This window comes from Streptacidiphilus cavernicola, from assembly GCF_042510955.1.
Lineage (GTDB): Bacteria > Actinomycetota > Actinomycetes > Streptomycetales > Streptomycetaceae > Streptacidiphilus > Streptacidiphilus cavernicola.
The window spans coordinates 21,312-46,721 of record NZ_JBHFAB010000013.1; the positions used below are offsets into that span (position 1 = coordinate 21,312).

31 protein-coding genes and 6 tRNA genes are annotated in these 25,410 nt (G+C 68.8%); 30 read left to right on the top strand and 7 right to left on the bottom strand.

Features of this window, described 5'->3' with window-relative positions:
- Nucleotides 1-97 precede the first annotated feature (97 nt).
- From ACEZDE_RS18350 to ACEZDE_RS18495, 30 genes are all read left to right on the top strand, one after another.
- Nucleotides 98-175: transfer RNA gene (locus tag ACEZDE_RS18350), tRNA-Met, on the top strand.
- A 1-nt stretch (nt 176) separates the two neighbouring features.
- A tRNA-Leu gene (locus ACEZDE_RS18355) sits at nt 177-249 on the top strand.
- Between the two features lie 5 nt (nt 250-254).
- A tRNA-Leu gene (locus ACEZDE_RS18360) sits at nt 255-328 on the top strand.
- A 1-nt stretch (nt 329) separates the two neighbouring features.
- Nucleotides 330-412: transfer RNA gene (locus ACEZDE_RS18365), tRNA-Ser, on the top strand.
- Between the two features lie 64 nt (nt 413-476).
- A tRNA-Ser gene (locus ACEZDE_RS18370) sits at nt 477-559 on the top strand.
- Between the two features lie 4 nt (nt 560-563).
- A tRNA-Gln gene (locus tag ACEZDE_RS18375) sits at nt 564-635 on the top strand.
- A 149-nt stretch (nt 636-784) separates the two neighbouring features.
- A complete protein-coding gene (locus ACEZDE_RS18380; RefSeq protein ID WP_380537376.1) occupies nt 785-919 on the top strand; it encodes a hypothetical protein in 135 nt (44 codons plus the stop codon).
- A gap of 2 nt (nt 920-921) precedes the next feature.
- Complete coding sequence (locus ACEZDE_RS18385; protein WP_380537377.1) at nt 922-1,056, top strand: hypothetical protein; 135 nt, start codon at nt 922-924, stop codon at nt 1,054-1,056.
- A complete protein-coding gene (locus ACEZDE_RS18390; protein WP_380537378.1) occupies nt 1,056-1,415 on the top strand; it encodes a hypothetical protein in 360 nt (119 codons plus the stop codon). The genes ACEZDE_RS18385 and ACEZDE_RS18390 overlap by 1 nt, the downstream gene beginning before the upstream one ends.
- Complete coding sequence (locus ACEZDE_RS18395) at nt 1,412-1,618, top strand: hypothetical protein (protein WP_380537379.1); 207 nt, start codon at nt 1,412-1,414, stop codon at nt 1,616-1,618. The genes ACEZDE_RS18390 and ACEZDE_RS18395 overlap by 4 nt, the downstream gene beginning before the upstream one ends.
- 20 nt (nt 1,619-1,638) lie before the next feature.
- Nucleotides 1,639-1,824: a hypothetical protein gene (locus ACEZDE_RS18400; RefSeq protein WP_380537380.1), complete on the top strand. Its 186-nt coding sequence runs from the start codon at nt 1,639-1,641 to the stop codon at nt 1,822-1,824.
- 30 nt (nt 1,825-1,854) lie between these two features.
- Nucleotides 1,855-2,043: a hypothetical protein gene (locus ACEZDE_RS18405; RefSeq protein WP_380537381.1), complete on the top strand. Its 189-nt coding sequence runs from the start codon at nt 1,855-1,857 to the stop codon at nt 2,041-2,043.
- A complete protein-coding gene (locus tag ACEZDE_RS18410) occupies nt 2,040-2,624 on the top strand; it encodes a hypothetical protein (RefSeq protein ID WP_380537382.1) in 585 nt (194 codons plus the stop codon). Before ACEZDE_RS18405 ends, ACEZDE_RS18410 begins: the two co-directional genes overlap by 4 nt.
- Before the next feature lie 22 nt (nt 2,625-2,646).
- Complete coding sequence (locus ACEZDE_RS18415) at nt 2,647-2,952, top strand: hypothetical protein (protein ID WP_380537383.1); 306 nt, start codon at nt 2,647-2,649, stop codon at nt 2,950-2,952.
- Nucleotides 2,953-2,986: 34 nt separating this feature from the next.
- Nucleotides 2,987-3,343: a hypothetical protein gene (locus ACEZDE_RS18420; RefSeq protein ID WP_380537384.1), complete on the top strand. Its 357-nt coding sequence runs from the start codon at nt 2,987-2,989 to the stop codon at nt 3,341-3,343.
- 12 nt (nt 3,344-3,355) lie between these two features.
- Nucleotides 3,356-5,545 carry a hypothetical protein gene (locus ACEZDE_RS18425; protein WP_380537385.1) on the top strand — a complete coding sequence of 730 codons (2,190 nt, stop codon included), beginning with the start codon at nt 3,356-3,358 and terminating at the stop codon, nt 5,543-5,545.
- Between the two features lie 10 nt (nt 5,546-5,555).
- Complete coding sequence (locus tag ACEZDE_RS18430) at nt 5,556-6,290, top strand: hypothetical protein (protein WP_380537386.1); 735 nt, start codon at nt 5,556-5,558, stop codon at nt 6,288-6,290.
- A 15-nt stretch (nt 6,291-6,305) separates the two neighbouring features.
- Entirely contained in the window at nt 6,306-7,721 is a 1,416-nt protein-coding gene (locus tag ACEZDE_RS18435; protein WP_380537387.1) for a DNA-packaging protein, read from the top strand.
- Nucleotides 7,722-7,741: 20 nt separating this feature from the next.
- Entirely contained in the window at nt 7,742-10,798 is a 3,057-nt protein-coding gene (locus tag ACEZDE_RS18440) for a phage portal protein (protein WP_380537388.1), read from the top strand.
- Between the two features lie 9 nt (nt 10,799-10,807).
- Complete coding sequence (locus tag ACEZDE_RS18445) at nt 10,808-11,188, top strand: XkdF-like putative serine protease domain-containing protein (RefSeq protein WP_380537389.1); 381 nt, start codon at nt 10,808-10,810, stop codon at nt 11,186-11,188.
- On the top strand, nt 11,185-13,050 hold the full coding sequence (locus ACEZDE_RS18450) for a hypothetical protein (protein WP_380537390.1): 1,866 nt from the start codon (nt 11,185-11,187) through the stop codon (nt 13,048-13,050). Before ACEZDE_RS18445 ends, ACEZDE_RS18450 begins: the two co-directional genes overlap by 4 nt.
- Nucleotides 13,051-13,128: 78 nt before the next feature.
- Nucleotides 13,129-14,628 (top strand): hypothetical protein, encoded by a 1,500-nt coding sequence (locus ACEZDE_RS18455; protein WP_380537391.1) that lies wholly within the window; start codon nt 13,129-13,131, stop codon nt 14,626-14,628.
- A gap of 98 nt (nt 14,629-14,726) precedes the next feature.
- Nucleotides 14,727-15,095, top strand: coding sequence for a hypothetical protein (locus ACEZDE_RS18460; RefSeq protein WP_380537392.1), 369 nt, complete (start codon nt 14,727-14,729; stop codon nt 15,093-15,095).
- Nucleotides 15,096-15,325: 230 nt separating this feature from the next.
- On the top strand, nt 15,326-15,535 hold the full coding sequence (locus ACEZDE_RS18465; RefSeq protein WP_380537393.1) for a hypothetical protein: 210 nt from the start codon (nt 15,326-15,328) through the stop codon (nt 15,533-15,535).
- A 39-nt stretch (nt 15,536-15,574) separates the two neighbouring features.
- Nucleotides 15,575-15,883, top strand: coding sequence for a hypothetical protein (locus ACEZDE_RS18470; protein WP_380537394.1), 309 nt, complete (start codon nt 15,575-15,577; stop codon nt 15,881-15,883).
- Between the two features lie 703 nt (nt 15,884-16,586).
- Nucleotides 16,587-16,931, top strand: a complete 345-nt coding sequence (locus ACEZDE_RS18475; protein WP_380537395.1) for a hypothetical protein — start codon at nt 16,587-16,589, stop codon at nt 16,929-16,931.
- A 124-nt stretch (nt 16,932-17,055) separates the two neighbouring features.
- Nucleotides 17,056-17,616: a phospholipase D-like domain-containing protein gene (locus ACEZDE_RS18480; RefSeq protein WP_380537396.1), complete on the top strand. Its 561-nt coding sequence runs from the start codon at nt 17,056-17,058 to the stop codon at nt 17,614-17,616.
- A complete protein-coding gene (locus tag ACEZDE_RS18485) occupies nt 17,597-18,484 on the top strand; it encodes a GH25 family lysozyme (RefSeq protein ID WP_380537397.1) in 888 nt (295 codons plus the stop codon). The genes ACEZDE_RS18480 and ACEZDE_RS18485 overlap by 20 nt, the downstream gene beginning before the upstream one ends.
- Nucleotides 18,485-18,931: 447 nt before the next feature.
- Nucleotides 18,932-19,768: a RhuM family protein gene (gene rhuM / locus ACEZDE_RS18490; protein WP_380537398.1), complete on the top strand. Its 837-nt coding sequence runs from the start codon at nt 18,932-18,934 to the stop codon at nt 19,766-19,768.
- 100 nt (nt 19,769-19,868) lie between these two features.
- Nucleotides 19,869-20,033: a hypothetical protein gene (locus tag ACEZDE_RS18495; RefSeq protein WP_380537399.1), complete on the top strand. Its 165-nt coding sequence runs from the start codon at nt 19,869-19,871 to the stop codon at nt 20,031-20,033.
- Nucleotides 20,034-20,102: 69 nt separating this feature from the next.
- On the opposite strand, the gene ACEZDE_RS18500 is transcribed toward ACEZDE_RS18495, so the two are convergent.
- The 7 genes from ACEZDE_RS18500 to ACEZDE_RS18530 form a co-directional block, all read right to left on the bottom strand.
- Nucleotides 20,103-20,435 carry a hypothetical protein gene (locus ACEZDE_RS18500; RefSeq protein ID WP_380537400.1) on the bottom strand — a complete coding sequence of 111 codons (333 nt, stop codon included), beginning with the start codon at nt 20,433-20,435 and terminating at the stop codon, nt 20,103-20,105.
- 68 nt (nt 20,436-20,503) lie between these two features.
- Nucleotides 20,504-20,989, bottom strand: a complete 486-nt coding sequence (locus ACEZDE_RS18505) for a DUF5949 family protein (RefSeq protein WP_380537401.1) — start codon at nt 20,987-20,989, stop codon at nt 20,504-20,506.
- Nucleotides 20,989-21,192, bottom strand: a complete 204-nt coding sequence (locus tag ACEZDE_RS18510; RefSeq protein ID WP_380537402.1) for a hypothetical protein — start codon at nt 21,190-21,192, stop codon at nt 20,989-20,991. The genes ACEZDE_RS18505 and ACEZDE_RS18510 overlap by 1 nt, the downstream gene beginning before the upstream one ends.
- Nucleotides 21,193-21,255: 63 nt before the next feature.
- Nucleotides 21,256-22,068 (bottom strand): hypothetical protein, encoded by an 813-nt coding sequence (locus tag ACEZDE_RS18515; RefSeq protein WP_380537403.1) that lies wholly within the window; start codon nt 22,066-22,068, stop codon nt 21,256-21,258.
- Nucleotides 22,069-22,155: 87 nt separating this feature from the next.
- Nucleotides 22,156-22,776, bottom strand: coding sequence for a hypothetical protein (locus tag ACEZDE_RS18520; protein WP_380537404.1), 621 nt, complete (start codon nt 22,774-22,776; stop codon nt 22,156-22,158).
- A gap of 503 nt (nt 22,777-23,279) precedes the next feature.
- Nucleotides 23,280-23,909 (bottom strand): 2'-5' RNA ligase family protein, encoded by a 630-nt coding sequence (locus ACEZDE_RS18525; protein WP_380537405.1) that lies wholly within the window; start codon nt 23,907-23,909, stop codon nt 23,280-23,282.
- Nucleotides 23,894-25,378, bottom strand: coding sequence for an XRE family transcriptional regulator (locus tag ACEZDE_RS18530; RefSeq protein WP_380537406.1), 1,485 nt, complete (start codon nt 25,376-25,378; stop codon nt 23,894-23,896). Before ACEZDE_RS18530 ends, ACEZDE_RS18525 begins: the two co-directional genes overlap by 16 nt.
- Nucleotides 25,379-25,410: the final 32 nt, after the last annotated feature.

Below are 25,410 nucleotides of genomic sequence, written 5' to 3' on the forward strand. Positions count from 1 at the left end.
GGGCGGTGTTGCGCACCCCGGTCGAGGGAGCACCTCCCGGGGCGCGCGACCACAAAACCCTTCGACCCAACCCTGGCCCGTTCGTAGGATTAACAGCAGCGAGGTGGAGCAGTTCGGTCAGCTCGGCGGCCTCATAAGCCGCAGGTCACGGGTTCAAATCCCGTCCCCGCAACCAAGGCGTCGTACCCCAACGGCAGAGGGACTCGGTTCAGGACCGAGCCAGTGTGCGTTCGAATCGCACCGACGCTACGCAAGGCGCTGTGCCCCAACTGGCAGAGGGGGCGGTCTGAGGGACCGTCGGTTGCAGGTTCGACTCCTGTCAGCGCTACGGAGAGGTGCCAGAGCGGTAATGGAGCGGCTTGCTAAGCCGTCGTCCGGGTCACCGGCGCAGGTTCGATCCCTGCTCTCTCCGCGCCTGACAAGGCCAGCCTGATCCACTGTTTCGCCGTCCGCCGGGGGCGAGAGGACGGATCACTGGAAGGTTCGGCATTGGCATGCCAAGCGCTCCCGAAAAGCGTGGCGGGTAACACCGTTGGGGGTTCAACTCCCTCACCTTCCGCTGATCCCCGTTCGTCCAACTGGCAGGACGCGGCGCTCTGGACGCCGAAACCGTGGTTCGAATCCACGGCGGGGAGCGTAGGGGAAGGCCGCGGGTTCGAGTCCCGCCCGGTCAAGGCGAAGTCCGGCCGGTAGCTCAGTTGGGTAGAGCGTCCTCGGGGTGCCGCCGGTTAGTCGTGGATCTTCGCACCACGGACCGGCGGCCACTTTCTTGAAGGCGGTGATCATGCCCGCCTGCCTTGAGTGCGGCCACCCGATCCCCGAGGACGACACCGAGCCGGACGGGTTCTGCTCGTACCGCTGCGCCCTCCTCCAGGCCCAGTACATGCCGCTGCCGGACACTGCCCCGGAAGGCTGGTGACCGTGGACGCCTGGGTGTTCTGCTCCTGCGGCGACCTGTACACCGACCACGCCGAAGGCGGGAAGTGCCGGGCGACCAGCCTGGACGGCTGGCCATGTGAGTGCACGCAGTTCGACACCGACGACGAGGTCGAGTGATGGCCGAGGTCACGCAGACGATCCTGCACGGCGACCCGCAGGGCCGTCAGGGCAACTGCCTGCAGGCCGCCGTCGCCTCCCTGCTCGACCTACCGCTGGACGACGTCCCGCACTTCGTCGAGGCCGACGACTGGACCGCCTGCCTCGTGGACTGGGCCGCCGAGCAGGGCTGGCTCGCGCGCTACGCCCGCCCCGATGCCCCGGTTGCGCTCGGGATCGCCTGCGGCCCGTCGCCCCGGGGTGTCCACCACGCGGTGGTGATGCGCGACGGCGTCGTCGTCTGGGACCCGCACCGTTCGCGGGACGGGCTGGTCAAGATCGGCATGATCGTCGAGTTCAGCCGGATCGGAGCAGCTTGACCCAGGACGACCCGAAGCCCGACGACGCCTGGCGTGCGATCGACGCCCCGTTCCGCCCCCGCGACGACTGGCAGCCGATCCCCGGCGCGTGCAGCAGGTGCGGCGAACGGGCGTGGCTCGGGGAGACCCGCTGGTGGCACCACACCGGCCGGGCCTGCCCCTCGCGGCGGCCAGCTGAGTTCATCCCCGACCCAGCCGAGTAACCCTCACCTCGGAGTCACCCATGCCGAAGATCAAACCGCCCGAGAAGAAGCGCGCCCGAGCACTCCAATGCGAGACCGGGCGCCCCTACATGTCGTGCCTCACCGAAGTCCGCGCACAGATTGCAGCCGAACAGGCTGAGACCGAGACCGAGGCCGCGCCCGACTTCACGTCGCCGACCAGCAGCGGCCTGTTTTCGCACGCCTGACCCACCCTCACCCCCGAAGGACACTCCCTCATGTCCAACATCGCGATCCACCCTGCCGCGTTCACCCGCTCGAAGCGCCGCGCCATCAGCCGCGTCGAAGCCCGACGGTTCGCGTTCTATAACGGGCCCGCACCCCGCTACGAGCCCGTCCGCGACACGTCCTGCCACCAGCACCACCGGCAGCAGCCCTGCAAGCGGTGCGCGGGAGACCAGACGTGAGCCGGTACAACGCACGCGTCCGAGCCGACGCCGGGCTCACCGGCACGTTCGCCTGCGACAGTCTCCATGTCGACAGCGGCGGGAACCTCAGCCTCAACCTCCAGCGCAGCACGGACGAGGTTGTCACGATCGCCCGCTTCCAGCACGGCTACTGGTCGAGCTACGAGCTGGACGTGGATCCCAACCCCGAGCCGGACTCCTTCACCGATCGCGGGAACCAGTTGCGCGCCAAGGAAGCGGCCGAAATAGCGGCGCTCACCGCCGAATGGCAGTCCGCGCGTACCAGAGCGGACTGCTCATCCGTCGTCGCCGCTCTCGACCTCCACCGGCCGTGCCATCCCTACTCCATCGTCCAGTGCGCCCACTGCCAGACCGGCAGCGATGCACCCGACAAGGACTTCGCACGGTGGCCCTGCGCCACGTACACCGCGCTCACCAACATGCCCGTACAGGCCGCCGAGCCCGAGCGCCGCCCCCTCGCACCGATGGACATCACCCTCACCATGCAGGGCACCGTCGGCAGCGAGCAGGACATCGCCGAGGCCATCCGGCGCGCACTGTTCCGCCAGTCAAAGCTCTGACCCTCACTCAAGGAGTTCCACCATGTCCTTCGCCAGCATCAAGACTGCTCTCGTCCACCTCTTCGGTATCGAGGAGACCCGCGCCCACGCCCTCGTCGAAGCCGTCATCACCGATGCGCTGCCCGTCCTCCAGCAGGCCCGGCAGGACATCACCAACGACGTCGTCAAGCTCGTCGGCGAAGCCAAGGCCGACGGGGCGGCCCTCTACACGGAAGCCCTCGCCGACGTGAAGACCGAGATCGCCGCACTCAAGGCACTCATCAACTCCACGCCCGCACCGGCACCGGTCGCCGTCGCCGACCCGACGCCGGTTGCACCCACCGCCTGACCACACACCAAGCCGCCATCAGGGGAGGTGACCAGTGACGCTGCCCCTCCCCTGGACCACCAGCGGGCCAGTCGGCTCCCAATGGCAGCAGCAGTTCGACTTCCCGACCACGGACCTCAGCACCTACACGTGGACCCTCGTCCTACGCACCAGCACCCAGCAGACTGGCACCCCCATCGCCCGAATCAACAGCACCAGTACCACGGCGAGCGGCTACATCACCGTCAACGCCACCGCCGGGACGATCATGGCGGTCCTCTCGCCCACCGCGACAGCAGCCCTTTCGCCCGGCGAGGTCTACGCACTCGCCCTGTGGGCAGACCCGGGCCTGTCCGACGCGACCACCTGGGTCCGGGGCCTGTTCACCGCCACACCCGTAGCCGCACCATGAGCGGGAGGTGCCGTGCCTGACGTGATCATCTCCCCCACCGGCGTCCAGGGCCCGACCGGCGCCGGCTGGCTTCACGGCACCGGGGCACCGGCCGACAGCACGGGCTTCGACGGCTGCTACTACGTCGACGAGACCAACCCGAACGCCATCGCCTACTACGGGCCCAAGACCGCCGGGACCTGGAGCGGGCACGGCCCGTACACGTTCGGCGGCGGAAGTGGTGTCACCAGCGTCGGCGCCACCGACGCGTCCATCATCGCCAGCGGCACCAACAACGCGCCGACGCTCAGCACCGGGACTCTCGACGAGATCGCCACCCTGCACCCGGCTGCGGCGGACTGGTCCAACAACAGCAAGAAGATCACGCACGTAGCGCACGGGGCAGCAGCCAACGAGGTTGCAACGTTCGACCAGATCCCCACCGCCCTGCCGCCCAACGGTGGAGCCGCCGGGGATCTGTCCGGCACCTACCCGGGCCCGACCGTTGCCAAGATCAACGGCACTGCGGTACCCGCCACGACCGCCCCAGGGACCGCCCTGACGACCGCCGCCGCGGGCGTGGCAGCCTGGACCGGAAGCCTCGCCGGGGCGTGGGTCTTCAACGTCACCGCCTACGGGGCGGTCGGAGACGGCAAAGCTGTCGCCGACGCCGCCATGGCCAGCAGCGGCGCCATCCTCACCTCAGCCACCGCTGGCTTCACCGCAGGCGACGTTGGCAAGGCCATCATGGTCAAGGGCGCTGGCCCGACGGGTCAGACCACCCTGGTCACCACCATCGCCAGCTTCCAGAGCAGCACTCAGGTCACCCTGAACGCCACCAACACGTCTGGGGCCAACCTCACCAGCGGCCTGATCCTGTGGTCTACGGACGACACCGAACCGATCCAGGCCGCGATCGATGCCGCGATCAGCTTCGCGAAGGTGTTCGGTCCAGCGAAGGTCTTCTTCCCCGTCGGGAAGGGCCGCTTCTACGGCGTCGCCGGGGCTTTGGTCACCGGTGGCCAGACCCTCGGCAATGGCCAGCTCACCCTCGGTGCGCCCGTCGCCACGACCGGCGGTAAGGTCATCCTGGGCCTTGAAGGCGTCGAGAACGGCAGTGCCTTCGAGCACTGGGAGCAGCTACTTCCGCAGCTCAACGGGTCGACCCTGGTGTCCTTCGGTGTCTTCGCGAACCCGACCGCGCAGAACAACAGCATCAACGCCAACGGGAACGCCGCCGTCATCGGCGGCCCATCCCAGCCCGGCGGGTACGGGGTCGCACCCGGGGTGTTCAGCAACATGCTGCTGACCGTCCGGAACCTCTCCATCCTCACCACGTACTCGCTCTACGGGCTCACCTACACCGCACTCGACCTCAGCGGGCTGGCCGAGGCGAACCTGTTCGACTTCGGGTATGGCACCACCGGCATCGTCCCCAGCGGCGACTTCGGCTCCCCGAACCAGTTCGCCAACGGGCAATCCATCGGTGTCCTCATGCCCGCCAATGGCAACAACGACAACAACGTCTGCCGGAACATCAGCTGCCACGGCGGCTATACCTGGGCATTCTTCGCCACTGAGCACACCGTCGTCGACCGCATGGCGATCCTGTACTCCTGGTCGGGGTTCTGCCCCGTCGGCACGTACTTCTCTTCCGTCGGTGCCACCCACGCCGTCAAGGTGCAGCAGTTGTCCGTCGAGGGCTGCACCAATCAGATCTACGTCGTCGGCGCCGGATCCGGCGGCGTCGGGCCGATCTGCGACATCGACCAGCTCGACACCGAGGCCGGCAACACCACGATCGCGGGCAAAGACGCCACATCGCTCGCCTCCGCACTCGGGACGATCAAGCTCACCGGGCTGTTCAACCCCGCGAACGTCACCGCGACCAACCCGACCGGGCTGCGGGTCATCAACGGGCAGCAGGCCACCCCTTCGGTGACGAAGACCGGCGACTACCAGGTCACGATCATCGACCGGGTCGTCCTCGTCAACGCCTCCGCCGGGCCGGTCACCATCACCCTGATCGACGCCCGCTACACCCCCAACGAGTACACGGTCGTCAAGACGGACAGCAGCGGCAACGCCGTCACCGTCAAGGCCCAGACCGGGCAGGTCATCAACGGCACCAACACCCAGACCCTGGGCAGCCAGTACGCCACGATGACCGTCTACTCCGCGCTCGATGGAACCGATAGCACCTACAAGTGGTGGAAGCGCTAGGGGGCCGCTCATGACCCCGCGTGTTCCCCGCCCTGGTGACGTCCGCTGTGGGGGCGTCTACGGGGAGAAGTACCGGCAGCGGCCGGAGCTGATCGGCACGCAGTGCACCCAGATGGTCGACCCCTCCATCGGGTTCTGCGGGATGCACAAGGAGATCCCCGAAGACCGGCGCTGCAAGGGCCGAGGACGGCCGCACTGGGCGATGAAGGGGCAGGCCCTCTGCGGTATCCACGGCGGCAAGAACCCGAGGAACAGGGCTGCGGCTGAGCGCCGGCTCCAGGAGGCGAGGGTGGCGAAGTTGGCACAAACCTACGGTCTCAAGATCGAGACGACCGCCACGGACGCCCTCCTCGACGAGGTCCAGTGGACCGCCGGGCACGTCGCCTGGCTGCGCGAGCGCGTCCAGGAGATCGAGGAGTACAGCAGCAACTCCGACAGCGAGAACCCCCTCGTCTGGGGCGTCACCCGCCGCAAGGAAGGCGGCGAGGACCGCGGCACGACCGAAGAAGCTGGCCCGAACGTCTGGATCAAGCTGTACCAGCAGGAGCGGCAGCACCTCGTGCGTGTCTGCTCCGAGGCAATCCGCGCTGGCATCGAAGAGCGCCGCGTGAAGCTGGCGGAAGCCCAGGGGGCCCTGGTCGTCAAGGCGATCAACGCAATCCTCAACGACCTCGACCTCAGCGCCGAGCAGGCAGCCAAGATCTCCGACGTCGTACCGCGGCACCTGCGAGCACTGTCGGCCTAGCCGGGGAGGTGGCTTGTGACCGCCACCGCCGACTGGCTCGAATACGCGGCCCGCGACTTCGAGATCGTCCGCCCGCCGACCTGGCGCAAGATCGCCCGGCCCGAGCAGCTGCCCCCCGAGGGCGACGACTGGCTCGTCTGGGCGTTCATCGCCGGGCGCGGTGCCGGAAAGACCCGGTCCGCGTCGGAGTTCTCCATCGAGCAGGCCCGCGACATGCCCGGCTCCCGCGGTGCCCTCATCGGCCGCACCCCGGCGGATGTCCGAGACGTCATGATCGAGGGCGAGTCGGGCATCATCGCCTGCTCGAACAAGGACTTCATGCCGGTCTACGAGCCCACGAAGCGGCGTCTGACCTGGCCCAACGGATCCATTGCCACAGCGTTCTCCGCCGAAGTCCCCTCCCAGCTCCGAGGCCCCCAGCACCACTGGGCCTGGGCTGACGAGGCAGCGGCATGGACCGACGCCCCCAAAGGCGACGTCCTGGACACCGCCTGGAACAACCTGATGCTGGGCCTGCGGCTCGGCGAGCTGCCCCGGTGCGTGGTCACCACCACCCCGAAGCCCAACGCCCTGACCCGGATCATCCTGGCCCGGTCCTCCACTGCCGTCACCCGCGGCTCCACTTACGACAACCTCGGCAACCTGGCCCCCAGCTTCCGCGCGCAGGTCCTCGCCACCTACGAGGGAACTCGCATCGGCCGCCAGGAACTCATGGGCGAGCTCCTCGACGACGTCGAAGGTGCCCTGTGGACCATTGCTGGCCTTGACGAGGACCGTGTCACCGCCCATCCGGACATGCAGCGCATCGTCGTTGCCGTCGACCCGTCCGGCGGGTCCGGGCCGAACAACGACGAGCAGGGCATCATCGTTGCAGGCCTCGGCATCGATGGAGCCCTTTACATCCTGGCCGACCGGTCCTGCTCGCTGTCTCCGCATGGCTGGGCCTCCCGGGCGGTCGGTGCCTACCGGGAGTTCTCTGCGGACCGGATCGTCGCCGAGGTGAACTACGGCGGCGCGATGGTCGAGTCGACGATTCGGCAGGTCGACAAGAACGTCCCCGTCGATGTCATCAGCGCATCCCGCGGCAAGGTCCAGCGCGCCGAGCCCGTTGCTGCCCTCTATGAGCAGCACCGGGTTCACCACGTCGGGGCGATGCCGAAGCTCGAAGACCAAATGACGACCTGGACGCCGAAGGACGGCACCAGTCCCGACCGGCTCGACGCGCTCGTATGGGCGATGACCGAGCTGACCGACGACTTCAACGCCGCGATGTGGATCGAGTACATGCGACGCAAGGCCGAGGCCGCCGAGCCCGCGGTCGACGCCAGCGCCGAGGCCGCCAGCGCAGCAGCCGCTGATCCCGCACCGCAAGACGACCCCGTGGCCGCTCGTCAGCGGGCCCGCAACGCCGCCTACCGCGCCCAGTGCTGACCATGCCGAAGGGGGTTCCGGTGCCCGACCCCCGCCGCCTGATCAAGACCTACGGCACCAACGTCCCCGCGTCGATCGCGGCAGGCGAGGCGGCCTCTCAGATGGGTCCGTCGTCGCCGTTCAGCCCCGGCGAACCCCTCGGTCCCTACGACGGGTACTCGCGCACCCCGCGTACCGAGAACTACGTCACCAACGTCAACGTCGCCACCCGGCCCCGGACCTACGAGCGCGTCAGTTTCGACACACTCCGCGGACTGGTCGAGTCCTACGACGTCGCGCAGATGTGCATCTGGCACCGCATCGACTCGATCCGGTCCCTGGACTGGTCGCTGGTCGCGCGCTCCGGCTTCGGTGGCGACGTCACCGATGCGATCGCCACCGGCATGAAGGTCCTCGCAAAGCCCGACGGCCAGCAGCCGTTCTCCGCGTGGCTGGGCGCGTTCCTGTACGACACCCTGGCCTATGATGCCGGTTGCCTGTATCGGCTGCGGAACCGGCGCGGCGACGCGATCGGGCTGCGCGTCGTCGACGGCACGACCATCGCACCGCTGCTGGACTACTGGGGCAACAGCCCGCAGTCCCCGGCGCCTGCGTACATGCAGTACGTCAACGGCCTGCCATGGGACCAGCTAACGCGCGACGACCTGGTCTACCAGCCGTTCCGCAAGCGCCCCAACTCGCTGTACGGGCTGGCACCGCTGGAGACGATCCTGCTCAACGCGAACACGGATCTTCGTTTCCAGGCGTACTTCCTGCAGCGCTTTACCGAGGGCAACATCCCCCAGGCGTTCGCCTCCGCCCCGGAGACCTGGACCCCCGAGCAGATCGAGCAGTTCCAGGAGTACTGGGACGCGTGGATCCTCGGCGACCAGGCCGCCAAGGCACAGATCAAATGGATGCCCGGCGGCGGCAAGATCGAATGGTCGAACGAGAAGGACTTCCAGGACCACTTCTCGCTGTTCCTGATGCGGAAGACCGCCGCGGCGTTCCACGTCGTCCCGGCCGACCTGGGCTTCACCGAGTCCGTCAACAGGTCGTCGGGCGAGTCCCAGGCTGACGTACAGCACCGCGTCGGGGACCTGCCGCTGCTGCGCCATGTCCAGACGATCCTGTCCGCGTTCCTCCAGGACGACCTAGGCCTCCCGGTCGCATTCGCGTTCGACCTCGGCGAGGAGCAAGCCGACCGGTTGCAGCAGGCCCAGGCTGACAAGATCTACATCGAGTTGGGTGTCGTCGGCTCATCCGAGATCCGGGAGAGCCGCTACGGCCTGCCCGAACCGGACGGCCAGCCCGTTCCCCGTTTCATCAACACCACCCACGCCGGGCCCGTCCCCCTGTCGTCGCTCTACGCGGTCGCCGGTCCCGTCGACCCGCAGAGCGCCGCACCCGAGCCCGGCGCACCACTGCCGCACTCGGTGTTCACCGACGTTCAGGGCGTCATCGCGTCGCCGCCGGCGACTGCGGAGCCGTTGGCAGAGCAGATCTACGGCCTGGATGCGATGCCCGAGGCGCCGCCGCCGCAGCCCGTTGCCCAGCCCCCCGGGGCCGCGGTCACCAAGGACGGCGAAGGTACAGCAACCGCAGGCATCACCACCCAGACGGGCCTTACCTCCTACGACCTCGTCGGACAGCACGGACACGAGGACGACGCGCAGGAGCTCGCCAAGGCGGAGATGGCCGCATACCGGTCGTTCACCAAGAAGCGCCGCCGCACCGGACGGTGGACCGACTTCGAGTTCCGCGCCGTCGATCCGGTCCGCGGCCGACGCCTCAACCAGGCCGGGCGCCTCGCCATCCGCAAGGCCGCCGGCGAGGTCAGCGTCGCCGGTCTCGCCGTCCAGGCCGCGGACACCGGCCGGGTCCTGATGCTGCAGCGAGCCCTTGATCCCGAGGATCCCGCGGCCGGCTACTGGGAGATGCCGGGCGGCCACATCGACGACGGTGAACTCCCGCTCCAGGGTGCCTGGCGGGAGTTCGCAGAGGAGACCCGATCCCTCCCCCCGCCCGGCGCACAGGTCGGAGCATGGATCAGTGCGGACGGCATCTACCAGGGCTTCGTCTGGCAGGTCCCATCCGAAGCGTTCGTATCCCTTACAGACCGCGACCAGGTCACGAACCCGGACGACCCGGATTCGGACCAGGTCGAAGCCATCGCCTGGTGGGATCCCGAGCAACTCGCGGGCAACCCGGCCGTGCGGCCAGAGTTGCTCGCCGACCTCGACCAGGTCCTCGCCGCTTTTGGCGTCGAGGAGTTGGAGAAGGCGGCCGCGGGAAAAAGTGAAGCCCCCGACCAGGGAGCTCACCAGTGGCCCGGATGGGAAGCCGACGAGGACACAGCCCACCACTGGGCGGCGGTCCTTGCTGCGGCTCTCGGCGGCATCCTGACGGCATCGGCCGCGCAGGATCTCGCCGCCCGATTCCTCGCAGAGGTGGCCTTCGACGGCAATGCCGGGCAGGGCGAGTTGACCGCCGCAGCCGACGACTGGCTGGCCGGCCAGTCACTTGACCTGGCCACGCCGGTCACCGACACCCTGCCTGGGCTGTACACCGACGGGTACCTCGTCGGCCTCACCTCCGCGCAGGCTGCGGCCACCGGCGACCGGGTCCAGCACAACGGCTGGACGCCCGGCGACACCGACAGCGCCGAGCGAACCATCGTCGGCCAGAGCGCGGAGGACGGTCTCGCGCCGCTCCTGGACCAGGTGCCGGAGACCGCGCAGGGCATCGCCGACACCCGTCGGCGAGATTTGGCCCGGGAACTCGCCAGGGGCCTGATCGCCGGAGCTACTGCCGTGGCTCTCGGGCGGGCGCTGCGCAATTCGCTCAGCAACGTCGATCGGGCGCTTGCCGTGGCCATCACCGAGATCACCCGCTCGTCCGGGCTGGCCGCGCTGTTCGGCTACGGACAGCGCGGCGTCACGCAGGTTCGGTGGGTCCTCGACCCGTCCAGCACGACCTGCGCCCTGTGCATCGCCAACGCCGGGGCCGGACCGATCCGCCTCGGTGCCGCCTTCCCCAGCGGAGACCGAACCGCCCCGGCGCACCCCAACTGCCGGTGCGCCGTCCTGAACGCCTAGGAGGTGCCCATGGCCGAAGAAGCCAGGTTCGTCCTCGGCTTGGCATACCAAGCCGGCCCGGACCCGCGGATCGCCAAGGGCGCGGACGGCGGCCGGGACTTCTTCTCCCCGGAGGAGCTGGAGAAGGCGTGCTGGTCCTTTCTGCCCGGCGGGGGCGAGATCGGGCTGTTCCACGCCGACGGCACGGTGGGCCACATGACGGTCACCGAGAACGGGATCTATCGCGGCCCCGACTGGCCGCAGCCCGACGGAACCGTCATCAAGGCCGGGGATTGGCTCATCGGCGGAATCTGCGACGAGACCGCCTGGCAGCTCGTCAAGTCCGGCCGAGTCACTGGCTTCAGTCCGCAGGGCGTCGCCCGGCGCATCCGACCGAGGAGTGAGACATGACCGACGTTCTCGGCACGGATCCCGAGTTCACCGAGCTGGTAGATGCTGACGTGCCGCGGGTGGACCTCGTGTCTGCCGCCGCGAACGGCTCTCCCGGGTTCCTGCTGATGAAGCAGGACGACCGGGCCGGGCTGATGCCGCCCGACGCGATCCGCGAACTCATCGGTAAGACCGCCGCACCGTTCCCTCCGGCCCCGGCAGAGACGGTGACAATGACCGGCAGCCCCGCCGCGATCTTCAAGCTCATCCACGAGGCCGCGGTCGCCAAGGCAAAGTACAACGCCGCCGACCTCAAGCGCATGGCCAACTCCGGCGCGGCCATGGCCGACGAGAGCTATCCGATCGGTGACCGCGATGACCTCGACCGTGCCGTGCGCGCGGTCGGCCGCGGCGGTGCCAACCATGACGCAATCCGACGCCACGTCATCGCACGCGCACACGCTCTCGGCGCCAAGTCCGAGATCCCGGACAACTGGAACGCCGACGGCTCGCTGAAGGGCGATGTCACGAAGGAGACGACCATGGACGACGACGCCCTGGACCCGATGACCGCGCTTGCCGAGCCCGACGGTAACGCCTCCGGCATGGACACCGACCCCGGTTCCCCCGCGTGGGAGGCCGTCGACGCTGCGACCGCCCGCAAGTGGACCAGCATCCTGGCCCGCGCAAAGGGCGCCGTCGACATACTCGCCGACCGCGAGCTCATGGAAGCCGCCGCGGGAGACGAGGACGACGCGGAGAACGCCTGGGACCTCCAGGACGCCTGCTGCGCCCTGGACTACGCCATCTCGGTCCTGGCCCCGTTCGCGGTGGCCGAGCAGGCTGAGGCGGACTGCTGCGACGACATGCAGATGGTCGGCAAGGCCCTCGCAGGGTTCGACACCGCCGCCCTGGACACCGTCGAGGCCCTCGGCCACGTCCGCAAGGCCGGCCGGGTCCTGTCGACCGCCAACGAGCAGGCGATCCGCGGCGCCGTCGACTCCCTGCAGAAGGTCCTCGCCAGCCTGCCCACCGCCCCCACCACCGAGGAGGCCGGGGTCCCGGTCGCCAAGACCGCGAACGAGGAGGCCGACATGGCCGAACCCACTCCCAGCGCCGACGTGACCGAGGCTTCCGGCCAGGAGGCCGCCATGGGCGTCCAGCAGGCCAACCCGAAGCCCGTTGCCGGACTGCCCGTCACCGACGTGGCGAAGGCCAACGGCGACAAGCCGGAGATGGTTGCGGTCTTCAACGCGAACGGCAAGCTTGTCGGCATCGTCGACCCCGACAAGATCACTATGGTGTCCGGCGCCTCGGCCGACGACGACAGCTCCAGCGCGGACACCAGCAGCGACACGGGCGGCGCCGACACCAGCGCCCCGGCTGCCCCCGAGGCCACCGACCTCACCCCCGCCCCGGCGGCCGAGGCCGGAACCCCCGCCGACGCCGTCCCCGACGACGACGCCGTCACCAAGTCCACCCCCGACACCACTCTCACGGACATGTTCAAGAGCAGCCTCCTGGCTGCGGTCGAGAGCGCCTTCACCGAGCACAGCACCAGCCAGAACACCGTCCTCGCCAAGCAAGGCGAAGCGGTCCTGGAGCTGGCGGGCCTCGTGAAGGAGCTGAAGGGCCGCATCGGGGCGCTGGAGGAGCAGCCCGCCGAACCGCGTGTCTTCACCAACGGAGCCGTCCCGCCGCGCGACCTGCGTGGCATGGACCGAGGCGCAGCGGCCCAGGTCGATGTGGCCAAGGCCCGGGAGCAGAAGGACCAGATGTACAAGGCCCGCAACGCGACCGAGCAGAACCGCATCGCGCAGGACATGCAGGCCGACGCCATTGCCGCACTCCAGGCGATTCACCAGGGCAGCGCCCGCCAGTAAGCGCCCCACCAGCAGCCCCAACCCAGCCCCCGAGAGCGCCAAGCGCCCGGGGGCTTTCGCATGCCCAGGAGGCACCCCTTGAGCACTTCGCTCGGCAATCTCACCGAGGAGACCCTCGGCGCCATCATGAAGGCGCAGACGACCGGGATCCTCGAATCCACCGGGATCTACAGCTATGACCTGTCCGAACTCGTCTCGCTGATCCCCGTCATCACACCGTTCCGCGACATCGTCGCCCGCAAGATGAGCCCGGACGGCAACCCGTTCGCGGTGTGGCGCGCGATCATGAACCTCACCAACTCGCAGCCGGACCCGTCGATGGGCTTCGACTACGCCGCCAACGAGGTCCAGTTCCAGGAGCAGGACTTCCAGGCCCGCTACAAGCCCATCGGGTATGCCGGCCTGGTCACCCAGGACGCCTACGACCTCGCGAAGGGCTACGGCGACCCCTACGCCATCTCGACCTTCCAGACACTGAACCAGCTCCTCATCGGCGAGGACCGCAAGCTGATGGGGGCGCAGTCGTTCGCCCTCGCGCACCCGGCCGCACCGACCGTCACCCAGCACACCACCGGCGGCACCATTGGTGCGGTGAGCCTGTACATCGGCGTCGCCGCCAGGACCGGCAGTGGGTACTACTACGGTTCTGGCAACTCCCAGGGCACCGCCAGCCTGGTGTCCACGTTCGGCTCCGGGGCGACGAACTCCGTCACCGCGACCGTCACCGCGGTCCGTGGCGCGGTCGCCTACGACTGGTTCTACAGCGCGGACGCGTCGACCTGGTACTACTACACGACTACCACGACCAACACCGTGACGGTCACCAAGACCATCTCCTCGAACCAGGCACTGCCGACGGGCAACTCCGTCCCGGATCTGTCCACCAGTTGGAAGGGCACCGCGAACACGGTCCCGACCATCAACACCAGTGCGGACAACGGGTCGGCGAACGCCAACGACTACGACGGGTTCCTCGCCTCCCTGGCTGGGGACTACAACGGCACCGGTCAGTGGGAGACCCCCGGCACCGGCACCGCCAACCCGTCGATCTTCAACTCCCTCGATGGGGCAGCGCTGACCCTGACCGGCGGCACCGTCAACGAGATCGAGAACGACATCTTCCTTCCCCTGTGGAACCAGGTGAAGTGCAGCCCGACCGCGCTGATGATGAACGCGCAGCAGGCGCAGGAGATCGCGAACCTCGTCCTCGGATCCAGCTCCGCGACGACCTACCTCACCACGGACGCCTCGGGCCGCATCTCGACCACAGCCGGTGGCCGGGTCGGCGAGATCGTCAACGCCCCCGCGGGTGGCGTGACGGTCCCCATCGAGGTCCACGTGTCCCTGCCGCCGGGCACCATCGTGGCCCGCACCGACAGGGTCCCCTTCCCACAGGCGAACATCTCCAGCGTCCTGGAGTGCCGCACTCTGCGCGACACCGCCCAGTTCGACTACGGCATCAGCCGCGTCGCGAACACCGCCGGCGGCGGTCCTCGCAAGGAGTTCGAGATCCGGACCGTGTCCGCCTTCGTGAACCGGGCCCCGGTGTCCATGGCCGTACTCGGCAACGTGGCCTGACCTGCCGGTTCGTTTCCCCGGAGCTGTCCCTGCGGTGCCGCAGGCCTTGTGGGGACAGCTCCCGCACCCACCACCTCACCCCCTTCGAGGAGCAAGGCATGCGCCTGTATACGCGCACGGGCGCGTCCGCGCTCACCGACCCGGCCACCGGCATCGTCTACGAGGCCGACGAGCAGGGCGGCTTCAACTTCCCCGACGACCTGTCCGACGGCCTGCGCCGGTTCGCCGTTCGCGGCCAGCCGATGTGGGAGGACGACATCGAGCGCCAGCGCCGCATGATCAACGAGGAGTTGGAGCGCCGCAAGGACCCGGCGACACTCCTGGACGCCGTGCAGCAGATCCTGAGCGCCGCCAAGGGCACCCAGGTGCCTATCGCTCCGCCCCAGCCGGAGCCGGTCGACGGGCCCGAGCAGGCGAAGCCGCCCCGCAAGCGCGCTGCGGCCAAGTCGGTTTCTCCGGACTGCTGACGCCGAACGGCTCCTCCGGGACCGCGTCGGCCCTGTCGGAGTTCCTGCCGGTACAGCAGGGCGCGGGGCCGTTCTACGGCACGTCACAGTGGTACCTCCTCGACGGCTGGTTCTACTCACCGACCGGATACGCCAGCTTCTCGCCGAGCATCAACTGGTACAACACCAGCCAGGGCTTCCTGTCCACGGCCAACCACACAACCACTCTCGCCGCGGCAACATGGACGCATGTGCAGGCGTACTACGAGGCCCCAGCAACAGCGGCCTACGCCAAAATCAACATCCTTGAGAGTGGCACACCAGCAAGCTCCAACCTGGTGTACCTGTCGAACGTGACGCTGCCCCCGTCGCCCGAATGCGTGGGCGCGATCACATCCGCCGCAACCGTCGACTACGCCGCAGGCCCATGGCCACCCAGCAGCATCACCCAACTCATCTGAACCACCCAACAGCCCCGCACCATCACCGAAGGGGGCGACGTGCCAGATGAAGTCACTCCTGGTGAGCTGGACCGCAGGATCCGGGATCACGAACTGCGGACGGACCGGGTCCACGCCGAACTGGACAATCGCATCACCCGGGTCGCCACGGAGGCAGTCCAGGCTGATGTGCACGACCGGATCGAACGCGACCGGGACAAGGAGCTTGCGGCGTTGACGAACCGGGTCACGAAGCTGGAGGAACGGCCTGGGCTGACGTGGGGCCGGGTGGTCGCGGGTGCCGCGGTTGTGATCGCACTCCTGGCACTGGTGTTTCAGGCGTACTCGACAGTAAAGGGGGCACAGTGACGGCCTCTCATGCTGCTTCGGATGCCCCGGTGCCGCGGCGCCGCCGGTTGACGACGGGAGTGGTCCTGGTCGGGGCGTTGCTGCTGCTGGCGGCGATCGGCTTCATTGCCTGGGCGTTGACGACTCTGGCGCATCAGAATCAGATGTTGCAGCAGAACCAGTCGGCGTTGTCGGCGGCGCTTGATCAGACGCGGACGCAGTTGACTGACAACGGGATCACGCCGAAGGCTCCGCCGCCGTCTTCGATCGTGCAGGGTGTCCCGGGTGCGGCCGGGTCGGTCGGTCCTGCTGGCCCAGCGGGCGCTGCGGGTGAGCCGGGGACTGCAGGTTCGCCGGGCCCGGTCGGACCTTCAGGGGCACCGGGTGCTGCAGGGCCGGCGGGCCCGGTCGGGCCGGCAGGTCCTGCTGGGGCGCCCGGCCAGGACGGCACCAAAGGCCAGGACGGCCAAGTTGGCGCCCAAGGTCCCGCAGGTCCCGCAGGTCCAGCGCCGTCCGGTTGGTCGTTCACGGCGACTGATGGAACGGTCTACGACTGTGCCCCGGATCCGGCTGGGTCGACGCATTACCAGTGCACCCCCGTGTCGGGCCCGTCGCAGCCGCAGTCGCCTTCCCCGTCGCCGACCACGACCGCGGTTACGGCGTCGTCGCGGCAGACTGAGCACCGGTCGGTCACGGCGGTGTCGACCGGACCGGGGAGGCCGTGATGCGGGCTGCCCTGCGCTGGCTCCCGGCCCTGGTGGCCTTGGCTGCCTATGATGTCTACCTGTTGCTGTGCCGACTGGCCGAAGTTCAGGGCAATGTGGAGGCGCAGTTCATCATCATCACGCCGGGTCTGATCGCGAGTCATCTGTTGCATAGGCACCGGTCGGACCGGCAGTACGCGGAGCAGGTGGGGCGGTCTGCTGCTTTGGCTGCGCAGGTGGGTGTGCAGCAGCAGGAGCTGGCGGCCCACCGTGCGGACATGGCGGCGGTTGCGGAGCAGGTCGGCGAGATCCACGCCCTGCACCTGCACGGGCGCTGGCCTGAAGACCGCCACCAAAGCCGGTGACCCGCCGAATGCAAGCTTCGGCCCGTTTGCTTGAACTTCCCTCCCCGCGAGTTCCACCTGCCCTGCACTTCGCCCCCGCGCCTGCTGGCCGGGGGTTTTACTGTGCCCACTCTCGGAGGTACCCATGGCCCTTGCTGACCTGTCCGTCCTGGACGGCTTCAAGACGGGCGGCTACCCGCCGGGTTACCCACTGCTCGTCAGGACGATGTACAGCCCCGTCGATGACATCCACGGTGCGCTGCTGGAGTTGATCCGCTCTGCGACGCAGAGCCTGATCGTCGCGGTCTACGGGTTCGACGATGAGGAGTTCGCCGACGCGCTCCATGCGAAGCTCACCGACGAGCACGTCTTCGTGCAGCTGACTCTGGACTCCAGCCAGGCCGGTGGCGTCCATGAACGGGCGCTGCTGGCGAGAGAGGCGTATCCGGCGTCGAGTATCGCGGTGGGCCGTAGCGAGTTCGGTGCGATTCAGCACATGAAGCTGCTGATCATCGATGGGCTCGATGTGGTCACCGGGTCGACGAACTGGTCCGTGGGCGGTGAGACGAAGCAGGACAACCAGACCACGATCATCCGTGACCCGCTCGTCGCCGCGGAGGCCCGGACCCGGGTCGATCACATCCACGCGCACATGCTGGCTGCCGCGGCAAAGAAGGGACTCGCTGGTGACTCTCTTCGGGCATGACGTCAGCTCCTACAATCCGGCCTATCAGCCGGCTGCGGGCACGTTCCACATGGTGAAGTGCAGTGAGGGCGCGCACACGCACGACTCCGAGTGGTCGACGTTGTCGGCGCGGGTGCGGGCTGCGGAGAACACGCTGCTGATCGCCTACCACTTCCTGCACTCCGACTCGACTCCGGCAGCGCAGGCGGCCAACACCGCGGAAGTGCCCGGGATCAAGGGCCTGCCGCTGATGGTCGACGTCGAGGTCGAGGGAACGTCGAAGCCCACCATCGCGCAGTGCGCAGCCTACGTCGACGAGGCCCGGAGGCTCGGCCTGAACCCTCGGCTCGTCTACCTGCCGAAGTGGTACTGGGAGGAACTCGGCTCGCCGTCGCTTCAGCCGCTGATCGACCGCGGACTGCACCTGGTCTCGTCCGCGTACCCGACCCAGGGTCACTACCCGGGCGACAGCGGTTCGGGCTGGCAGCCTTACGGGGGGATGACGCCGCTGATCTGGCAGTACAGCAGCGTGCCGCTCGACTGCGACGCCTACAAGGGCACCCTCGCTCAACTCACCGCCGTGCTCGGCGGAACTACCCCGGAGGACAACATGACACCCGCTGACCTGCTGAACACCCCGGTTCCGGGGGCGAAGATGCCGAACGGCTACGTGCCGAAGGTGTGGGAGCTGCTGAACGGCTCGAAGACTGCGGACACCCAGCTGGCGGCGCAAGCCACGCAGATCGCTGCTCTGGCGGCGACGGTGAAGACGCTGGCGGCACTAGCCGGCTCGCAGGTGGACACGGCTGCGGTGGTCGCCGCGGTGCAGGACGCGATCGGGAAAGCCGTGATCCACGTCGAGGTCGAAAGCGGGCCGGCCGCGGGCTGACCTATGGCTCGACCGATCCTCTGGTGCGGGTGGCGACGCTGGTTGCTGGTCGAGTGGTCGTGGCGTTGAGGGGCGCTGCGACCGTAGCGGGCCGTCCTCCGGGGCGGCCCGCACTGCTGCGTGGGCCCCGACTGTCTCGGCCAGGAACTGGTCACCATGGAATCGAAGCCCTGTCCGGCCCCGCGTGGGTCGGGCGGGGCTTCTTTCTCATAACTCCCCGTTGACCGCCGCGCCTTAGTGACACCCTGCACCGTGGTGGTTCAGGTGCGTAAATGACTGTACTCGCTGGTCACATGACGGTCCGCCAGCAAAAATCAACCAGTCGCATCCTGACGCTTTGTAGGCGTAGGCTCTCTTCATACTGGCCTTCGATCTGAAGGTCGCACAAAACGTTCAACCCCCGCGCGTCCTACCGCCGGGGGCCATGGCCAAAGGAGCACCACTCCCTTGAGCACTTCCGACCTTAGCCTGCCCACCCAGCACTCCGGCAGGGGCCGTTCACCCTTCGAGACGATCCGCCGCACCGACGAGTACGGCCGCGAGTTCTGGTCCGCCCGCGAGCTGATGCCATTTATGGGCTACGGCCGCTGGCAGCACTTCGAGCCGGCGATCGCCCGCGCGCAAGCCGCCGCGAGGAACGTCAGCGACCGGTCCGCAGTTTTCACGGAAGTCCGTGAAAACCCTTCTGGCCAGGGGGGACGGCCGCCGAAGGACTTCCACCTCAGCCGCGGCGCCGCCTACTACGTGGCGCTGAACGGCGACCCGACCAAGCCAGAGGTCGCAGCCGCCCAGGCCTACTTCGTCCACAGCACCCGCAGGGCGGAACTCGATGACCTCGTCCAGAGCGACATCAACGACACTGCCTTGGCCCGTGCCCGCGAGAAGATCGACTACCAGACCTTCCGGGACACGATCGCGAGCATCGCCACGGACTACGAGCCCTCCAGTAGGAATTCCTCCCAGTTCTTCGCTGTGATACAGAACAAGCTCTACATTCAGGTCACTGGTAGCGTCGCATCGGACCTGCGTGGCCTGCGGCAGTTGGAGACCTGGCCGGGCCGTGCGGAGGGCAAGCCCGAACCGGGCGAGAGGGCTGCCTGCCGGAACATCGCGAAGAACTACCTCACGTCCTCGGAGCTAGGGAAGATCAACCGGCTCGTGGCGATCCTCACGCTGATGGCGGAGGAGATCGTCGAGGACAACGTCAGCCTCACGCTGGCGCAGTGGGAGCAGATCGTCGACACCGAGCTGGCTCTCCGTACTCGCCGACTCACCGCTGCTTGAATCGCCCCGGGCCACCCGCTTACTTCCCCGGCGTCCGGCCGGGGTTGTCAGTGCCGGGTGGGAGACTGCCCGGCACCTGAGCAGGAAGGAGGAAACCGATATGCCCAAGAAGGTCGAGAAGGCGCTGGTCGTCTACATGCTGACGCACGTTGCTCACTGGCTCTTCAATGAGTTGATCGACGAGCAGGCGCGTAAGCGCAACTGGACTGGACGCCAGATCGAAGGAGCGAAGCTGCTCGTCGGAGGACTGATGCTGGTGCTGTAGTACGGCCGCCCGGCCCCGCTGAACCCGGGGCCGGGCGGCCCACCTCATTGTGCCCGCGGTATCGGCGGCTTACTTCTTCGGCCCCATCCACCCCTCAGCCCCGGTCGCGGCCTTGAGCGCGGCGTGCAGCGCCTTCCACGTCCCGTCCTTCTGCGCGGCGACGATCGCGGGGTGCGTCCAGAGGGCGTCCAGGGCCGCGGCTTCCGCGGTCCGGTACTGGTCGAGTTGCTGGTCTTCCTCGTCGGTCCAGCGTCGGAGCGGGCTGCCGGGTTCGGCGTCGCGGCCGGAACGGCGGAGGGCTTCCACGGAGTCGGCGAAGGCGACGGTGGCGGCGTGGGCGTCGTTCCATGCCTGCTGGAGGGCGATCAGGTCGGCGGCCAGGTCCGGGGTGGTGTCGGGCATGCCGGGAGGGTACCGGCAGGGTCGGACAACCGTGCGGGAGGCGCGGCCGGGCAGGTCGCGCCTCCGCGTCATCGAACGGGGATCAGACCCAGGGTGAACTGCCCGGCCGCAAGGGCCTGGTCGCAGTGGGCCGTCGTGTCCTCGCCGGGCAGCAGCGGGAGATACGTCAGCACGAGGACCGCTGTGCCGCGGTGCTGTGCGACGGTCCGCCACTCCAGGCTGCCGGGGTGCTGGACGTTCTCGCCGCTGGGGAAGGAGAGCTGCGCCCACCCGTCGTCCGTGAACGTCAGGTGGGTGCTCGCGGCCGGGTTCTCGGTCATGCTGCCCGGCTGCGGGTTCAGGCCCAGGGCGCTCGCGGCGGCAGCCATGGCCTCGGCAGCCGGGGTGCCCGTGGCCCCGTCTGCGGGGGTGCCGAGGTAGATGAAGGCGATGTCGGTGCCGTCGCGGGGGTCTTCGCCGATCCAGCCGGTCATGATGAGCTGGCCGAACAGGCCGGTCAGCGGGTTGTACTCGCTGGGTTCCCGGCGCGGCTTGCCGGGCTTCTGGCGTCCCATCAGTTCTCCTGGGTCAGGTCGGTGCGCTTGCCTTGTCCTTGGCGGTCGTAGGTGCGCACAGTCTCGGGGTCCCACACGGGGGTTCGGCCCACGTGCCGCTTCGCTGGGGGGGCTTGACCGCGGGCGACGTAGCCGTGCCACGTCTTGACCTTGATCCCCCAGGCGTCGGCGCACTGCTGCGCCGTCCACTCCTCTTCGGTCATTGCCTGTCCTAAAGTGAGGTGCCCCCGGCCACTTTCCCTGGCCGGGGGCACTGAGCGTATCGGTCAGTAGTCGCCCTTGAGGGACGTGATGTAGGAGGAGGCGTCGGCCTTGGACATCTCCTCGATCCCGGCGCGGTCCTTCGGGCCGTAGAAGAAGCCGCCGCCCTCACCGGAGCGCTCGCGGGCGGCCAGGAGCCTGAGGATGTAGTCGACCTGGCGGGGGGTGGCCAGTTCGCCCCTGGTGCGGCGCAGTTCGGCGAGCTGGGCGGCGCGGACCTCGCGGACGGCCGACTCGGCGGCCTCGATCGCGTCGCGCTCGGCCTTCTCGGCGATCCGCTTGGGGGCGCCCTCGGCATGCTGGAGCGCCCAGTGGACGAGCATGTCCACAATGCGGGTGCCAGCGGGCCACGCGCCCTTGATTTCGTGGTTGAGGTCCAGCGTCTTCTTGAGGTCGGTGGGGTCTTCGTTGCGGCTGCTGGTGATCTTCCAGTAGTAGCCGGTGCCGGTGCCGATCTGGCGCCCGGAGTGCTGCTCTTTGCGGATGTGGTACTCGGCAGGGGTCCGGTTGACGAACTCGCAGTGGGTCTCGGCCTGCTCACGGCTGAGGTAGGTGGCGTGGTAGACGCGGAAGTCGGTTTCGGTGCCGTCGGTGCGGCTGACGGTGTGGAGGGTGCGGCCGTACTTGTCGGTGCTTTCGGTGATCTCGAACCTGTCCATCGTGGCCTTCTTTCCGAGGGTGACGCGGTAGGCGAGGGAGGCTTCGTCGATGTCCCACCGGCCGCTGGTCTTGGTGGCTGCGACGGCTCCGTAGCGGCACCAGTGGCGGATGGTGGCGACGGTGACGCGGGCCTTGGCGGCTGCGGTGGTGGTGTTCATGGTGGCCTCCCTTTCGACGACCCCATCTTCACAGCCTGAGACTGTGAAGTCAAGCGGTTCAACGGGAAGGGCCCAAGATTCTTCCGATCAGTGCGTCGTCGGCGTATGAGCGCGACGGCAGGCCGTACCCCGGCAGCGCAGAGATCTGTAGCCGGTCGGCGTACCGCACTTGCCGCTCGCAGCGTCCACACACAGCGCCGCACCCGCCTCGTCCAGACGCGCGGAGAACACCGGGTCACGCGTCGCCCGCCCGTACACCTGCATCGTGGACACCCCCACCAACTCGGCCGCCGACTTCATGTCCGCCCCGGCCGCCACCGCGGCAAGCAGCAACTCGCGGTCCGCCTCCGGGAACGCCGCGTCGGCCGCCGCCCGGCGCGCCAGCCTGCTCCTCTCGCTGTGAGCAGCAGTGCAGGAAGCGCAGCGGCAGCCCAGCCGCCACAACGTCGTACCCGCGAACTGGTCGTGATCGAGCGGCTTAAGCCTCTTGCGGGCACCAGCAGTACGGAGCGCGGATCCGCGCCAACGGCGCACCGGCTGGCCGCCCCGGCCGCTGCGCCGCGGGACCTGGGGCTCGGGCAGCCAGCCGGCCAGCACGAGGGGGCGCAGCGCGGCACTCCCCACGCCGAGCAGAGCCGCCACCTCGGCGCTGTCGTAGTGGCGCTTTGGGTCGATGGCTTCGATGTGACGGGCAAGGGGATGTTCCATGGCCTGAGAGTATCCCCACGGGGGAGGGATTCGTCACCTGGAGTCGCGAATCCACTACAGTGCAAGCACTGCTCCCCTCGCACCAGGGGATGGTCCCAACACGTCCGTGGGACACGCACGGTGGAAATCCTGCTCCCCGCGCATGCGGGGATGGTCCTGACGCGTCCGTGGGACACATACCAGGTCGCAACCTGCTCCCCTCGCACGAGGGGATCCACGCCCCGCCCCCACCGGCGGGGCGTTCCGACTTCACGCCGCCCGCACGGATCCGCCTTCCCCCTTACAGGCATCCCGCGCCGCCACCGCCGCCATGTACGCGTCCACGAGCCGCCGGTACTCCACCCGCTCCCCGTCCGACCGCGGCGACCGCCCCGGCAGTCCGCGCAGGTAGTCGCGGATCTCCGCGTTCGCCCGGTCCACGGCGGCCTGCAGGTCCGGGCGGGATGGTGGGGGAAGAGGCACAGGACCATTGTCCCAGGCTGCTGCCCCATCCCCTCACCCGGTCAGGCCAGCGGCAGCGAGGCCACCGTCTCCCATTCATACATCTGGTTGTCCCGCTCCAGCAGGATCAGCTCAGCGCTCGCGATACGGGCACTGGCCGGCTCGGACGGCTCGGCGGCGATAGCGGCGAGCACCGGCCCCGCGGGCAGCGCGGCGTTGCTGTAGGCGATGGAGATGTGCGGCCCGAAGCCGTCCCGCTGCTCCGGAACCTCAGCCCAGACGGTGCCGATCGCAGTGCGGATTGCATCCCGCACAGCCTCGACCGGTTCCCTGGGCGCGGCCTCCCAGCGGATGGCTTCCGGCGTGAACGCGGGTCGGTCGATCGTGACGTCGAACGCCGGGACCAGCGCCAGTTGCGCGCGGGCGATGGCCACAATCGCCTCGACGTCGTCCTGGGCGACCTCGTCTACGAACCCCAGGCCCTGCATCGTCAGGTGCAGCCACTGGTTCGGGATCAGGTCCAGGCCGGGCACTGTGGCGAGGCGCTGCCGGTAGGCCTCAGCGAGGCGGTGGACCTGCAGGGCGTGATCGAACGTCAGGTGCCAGGTCAGGAAGCGGCGGCCGGTCGACCAGCCTGGTCGCCACCACCAGTGGTCCGCTGTGCTCTGCTGATCAGTCATCCAGTGATCCAAGCAGGCCCCGCGTCGCTTGGCGAGAGCGCGAGCTTCGGTGCGGACTCCCGGCAGTACACCTCGACCGCGCCCTGGATGTCCCGCCCCGCGACTGTGCCCAGATGGCCGCGGCCGATCGCCGCGGCCAACTGCTGGAGGCGCTTCGCGACGGTGTCGAGTCGCTTCTCGGGGGGCATAGCGAGGACCGGGCGCAGCGCCTCATAGGTGCCGTCGACGGACCCTGCGGCGAGGTGTGCGGTGGCGCGGATGATGTGGATCTGAGCTTCGGTCCCGCTCGCGCGGACGGCCTGCCGGTTCAGGAGCTTCAGGGCACTGTCGGCTTCGGCGAGGGCGTCGGCGGGGCGTCTGGCGCGCAGATGGACGGCGGAGGTGTAGTTGCCCTGGCGGACGCGGTCGCAGGAGAACAGGCCGCCGATCTCGTCCTCGCCGTTCTGCTGCTCGCGGGCCGTTGTGGCGCGGGCAAGGGCGACCTCGGCCTCGGCGGTCGCCCCAAGTTCAGCCCAGGCGTCTGCTTCCTGAAGGGCCAGGAGGACGGCGGCGCTGCCGGGGACGGCGTAGCCGGCTCCGCGGCGGGCGTGGTTGATGGCCTCGCGGTACCGGCCGTCCCAGAAAGCGATCTTGCTGCGGGTGGACAGGACCCAGGCGCGGAGCCCGTCATGTCCGGCGAGCTCGGCGCAGAGCCATGCGGTGCGGCCCTGGGTGTCGGCGGCGGACAGGTGCCCGAGGTCGGAGCTCATCCATGAAAGGAGACCGCACAGGTACCCGGCGGCAACGTACAGATCACTAGCCTGCCGGGGCGGCTGGTGGCCTTCGAGGAGCGCGAAGACCCGGTCGCGCAGGCGGCGGGTGCGGGTGAACATCACCATCGGGTCCCCGGTCAGGTACTCCAGGGACAGGGTGCGGACGTCGGCGAGGAGTTGCTCCAGGGCGATGTCGCCGACGTTCGACGCCTCTGCCCACTGCGCCCAGGACGCGGATTCCCCGGCGGCGAGGAGGACGAGTTCGGACGCGACGGGCTCCGGTGCCGGGCTCTCGCGGACGACCGTCGTCGGCGCGGTCGGCACGGCCTGGGTGGTGGCGCGCAGGATCCGCAGGTCGGAGTCGGGAAGGCTGCGCCGGTCGTCAAGGTCGAGGAGATCCTCAACAGAGCACCTGTAGGTGTCGCTGAGGAGCGCGAGGGCGGCCAGCGGTGGTCGACGGCTGCTCGGGGCGGGCCACTTCTCCCATTTCCCGAGCTGGGATGCGTCGGTGTAGGTGGGGTTCTCGGTGTCTCCGGCCGTGGTGTTGATACGGTCGGCAGCCTCGTTCAGTGACCATCCGTGGGCGTGTCGCCATGCCTCGCGTGGCCGGTATCCCCATCGGGTCCGCATCTCTATGGCGACAGCCGCCAGGGTGGCGCCCGCGGCGGTCATCTCTGTGCGGAGCGCGTCTCGGTCGGCCTTGGAACCGGCTTTCGGGCGGCTGGTCATGGGGGTCTCCGGGCAGGGAGGAGATTCGCTGA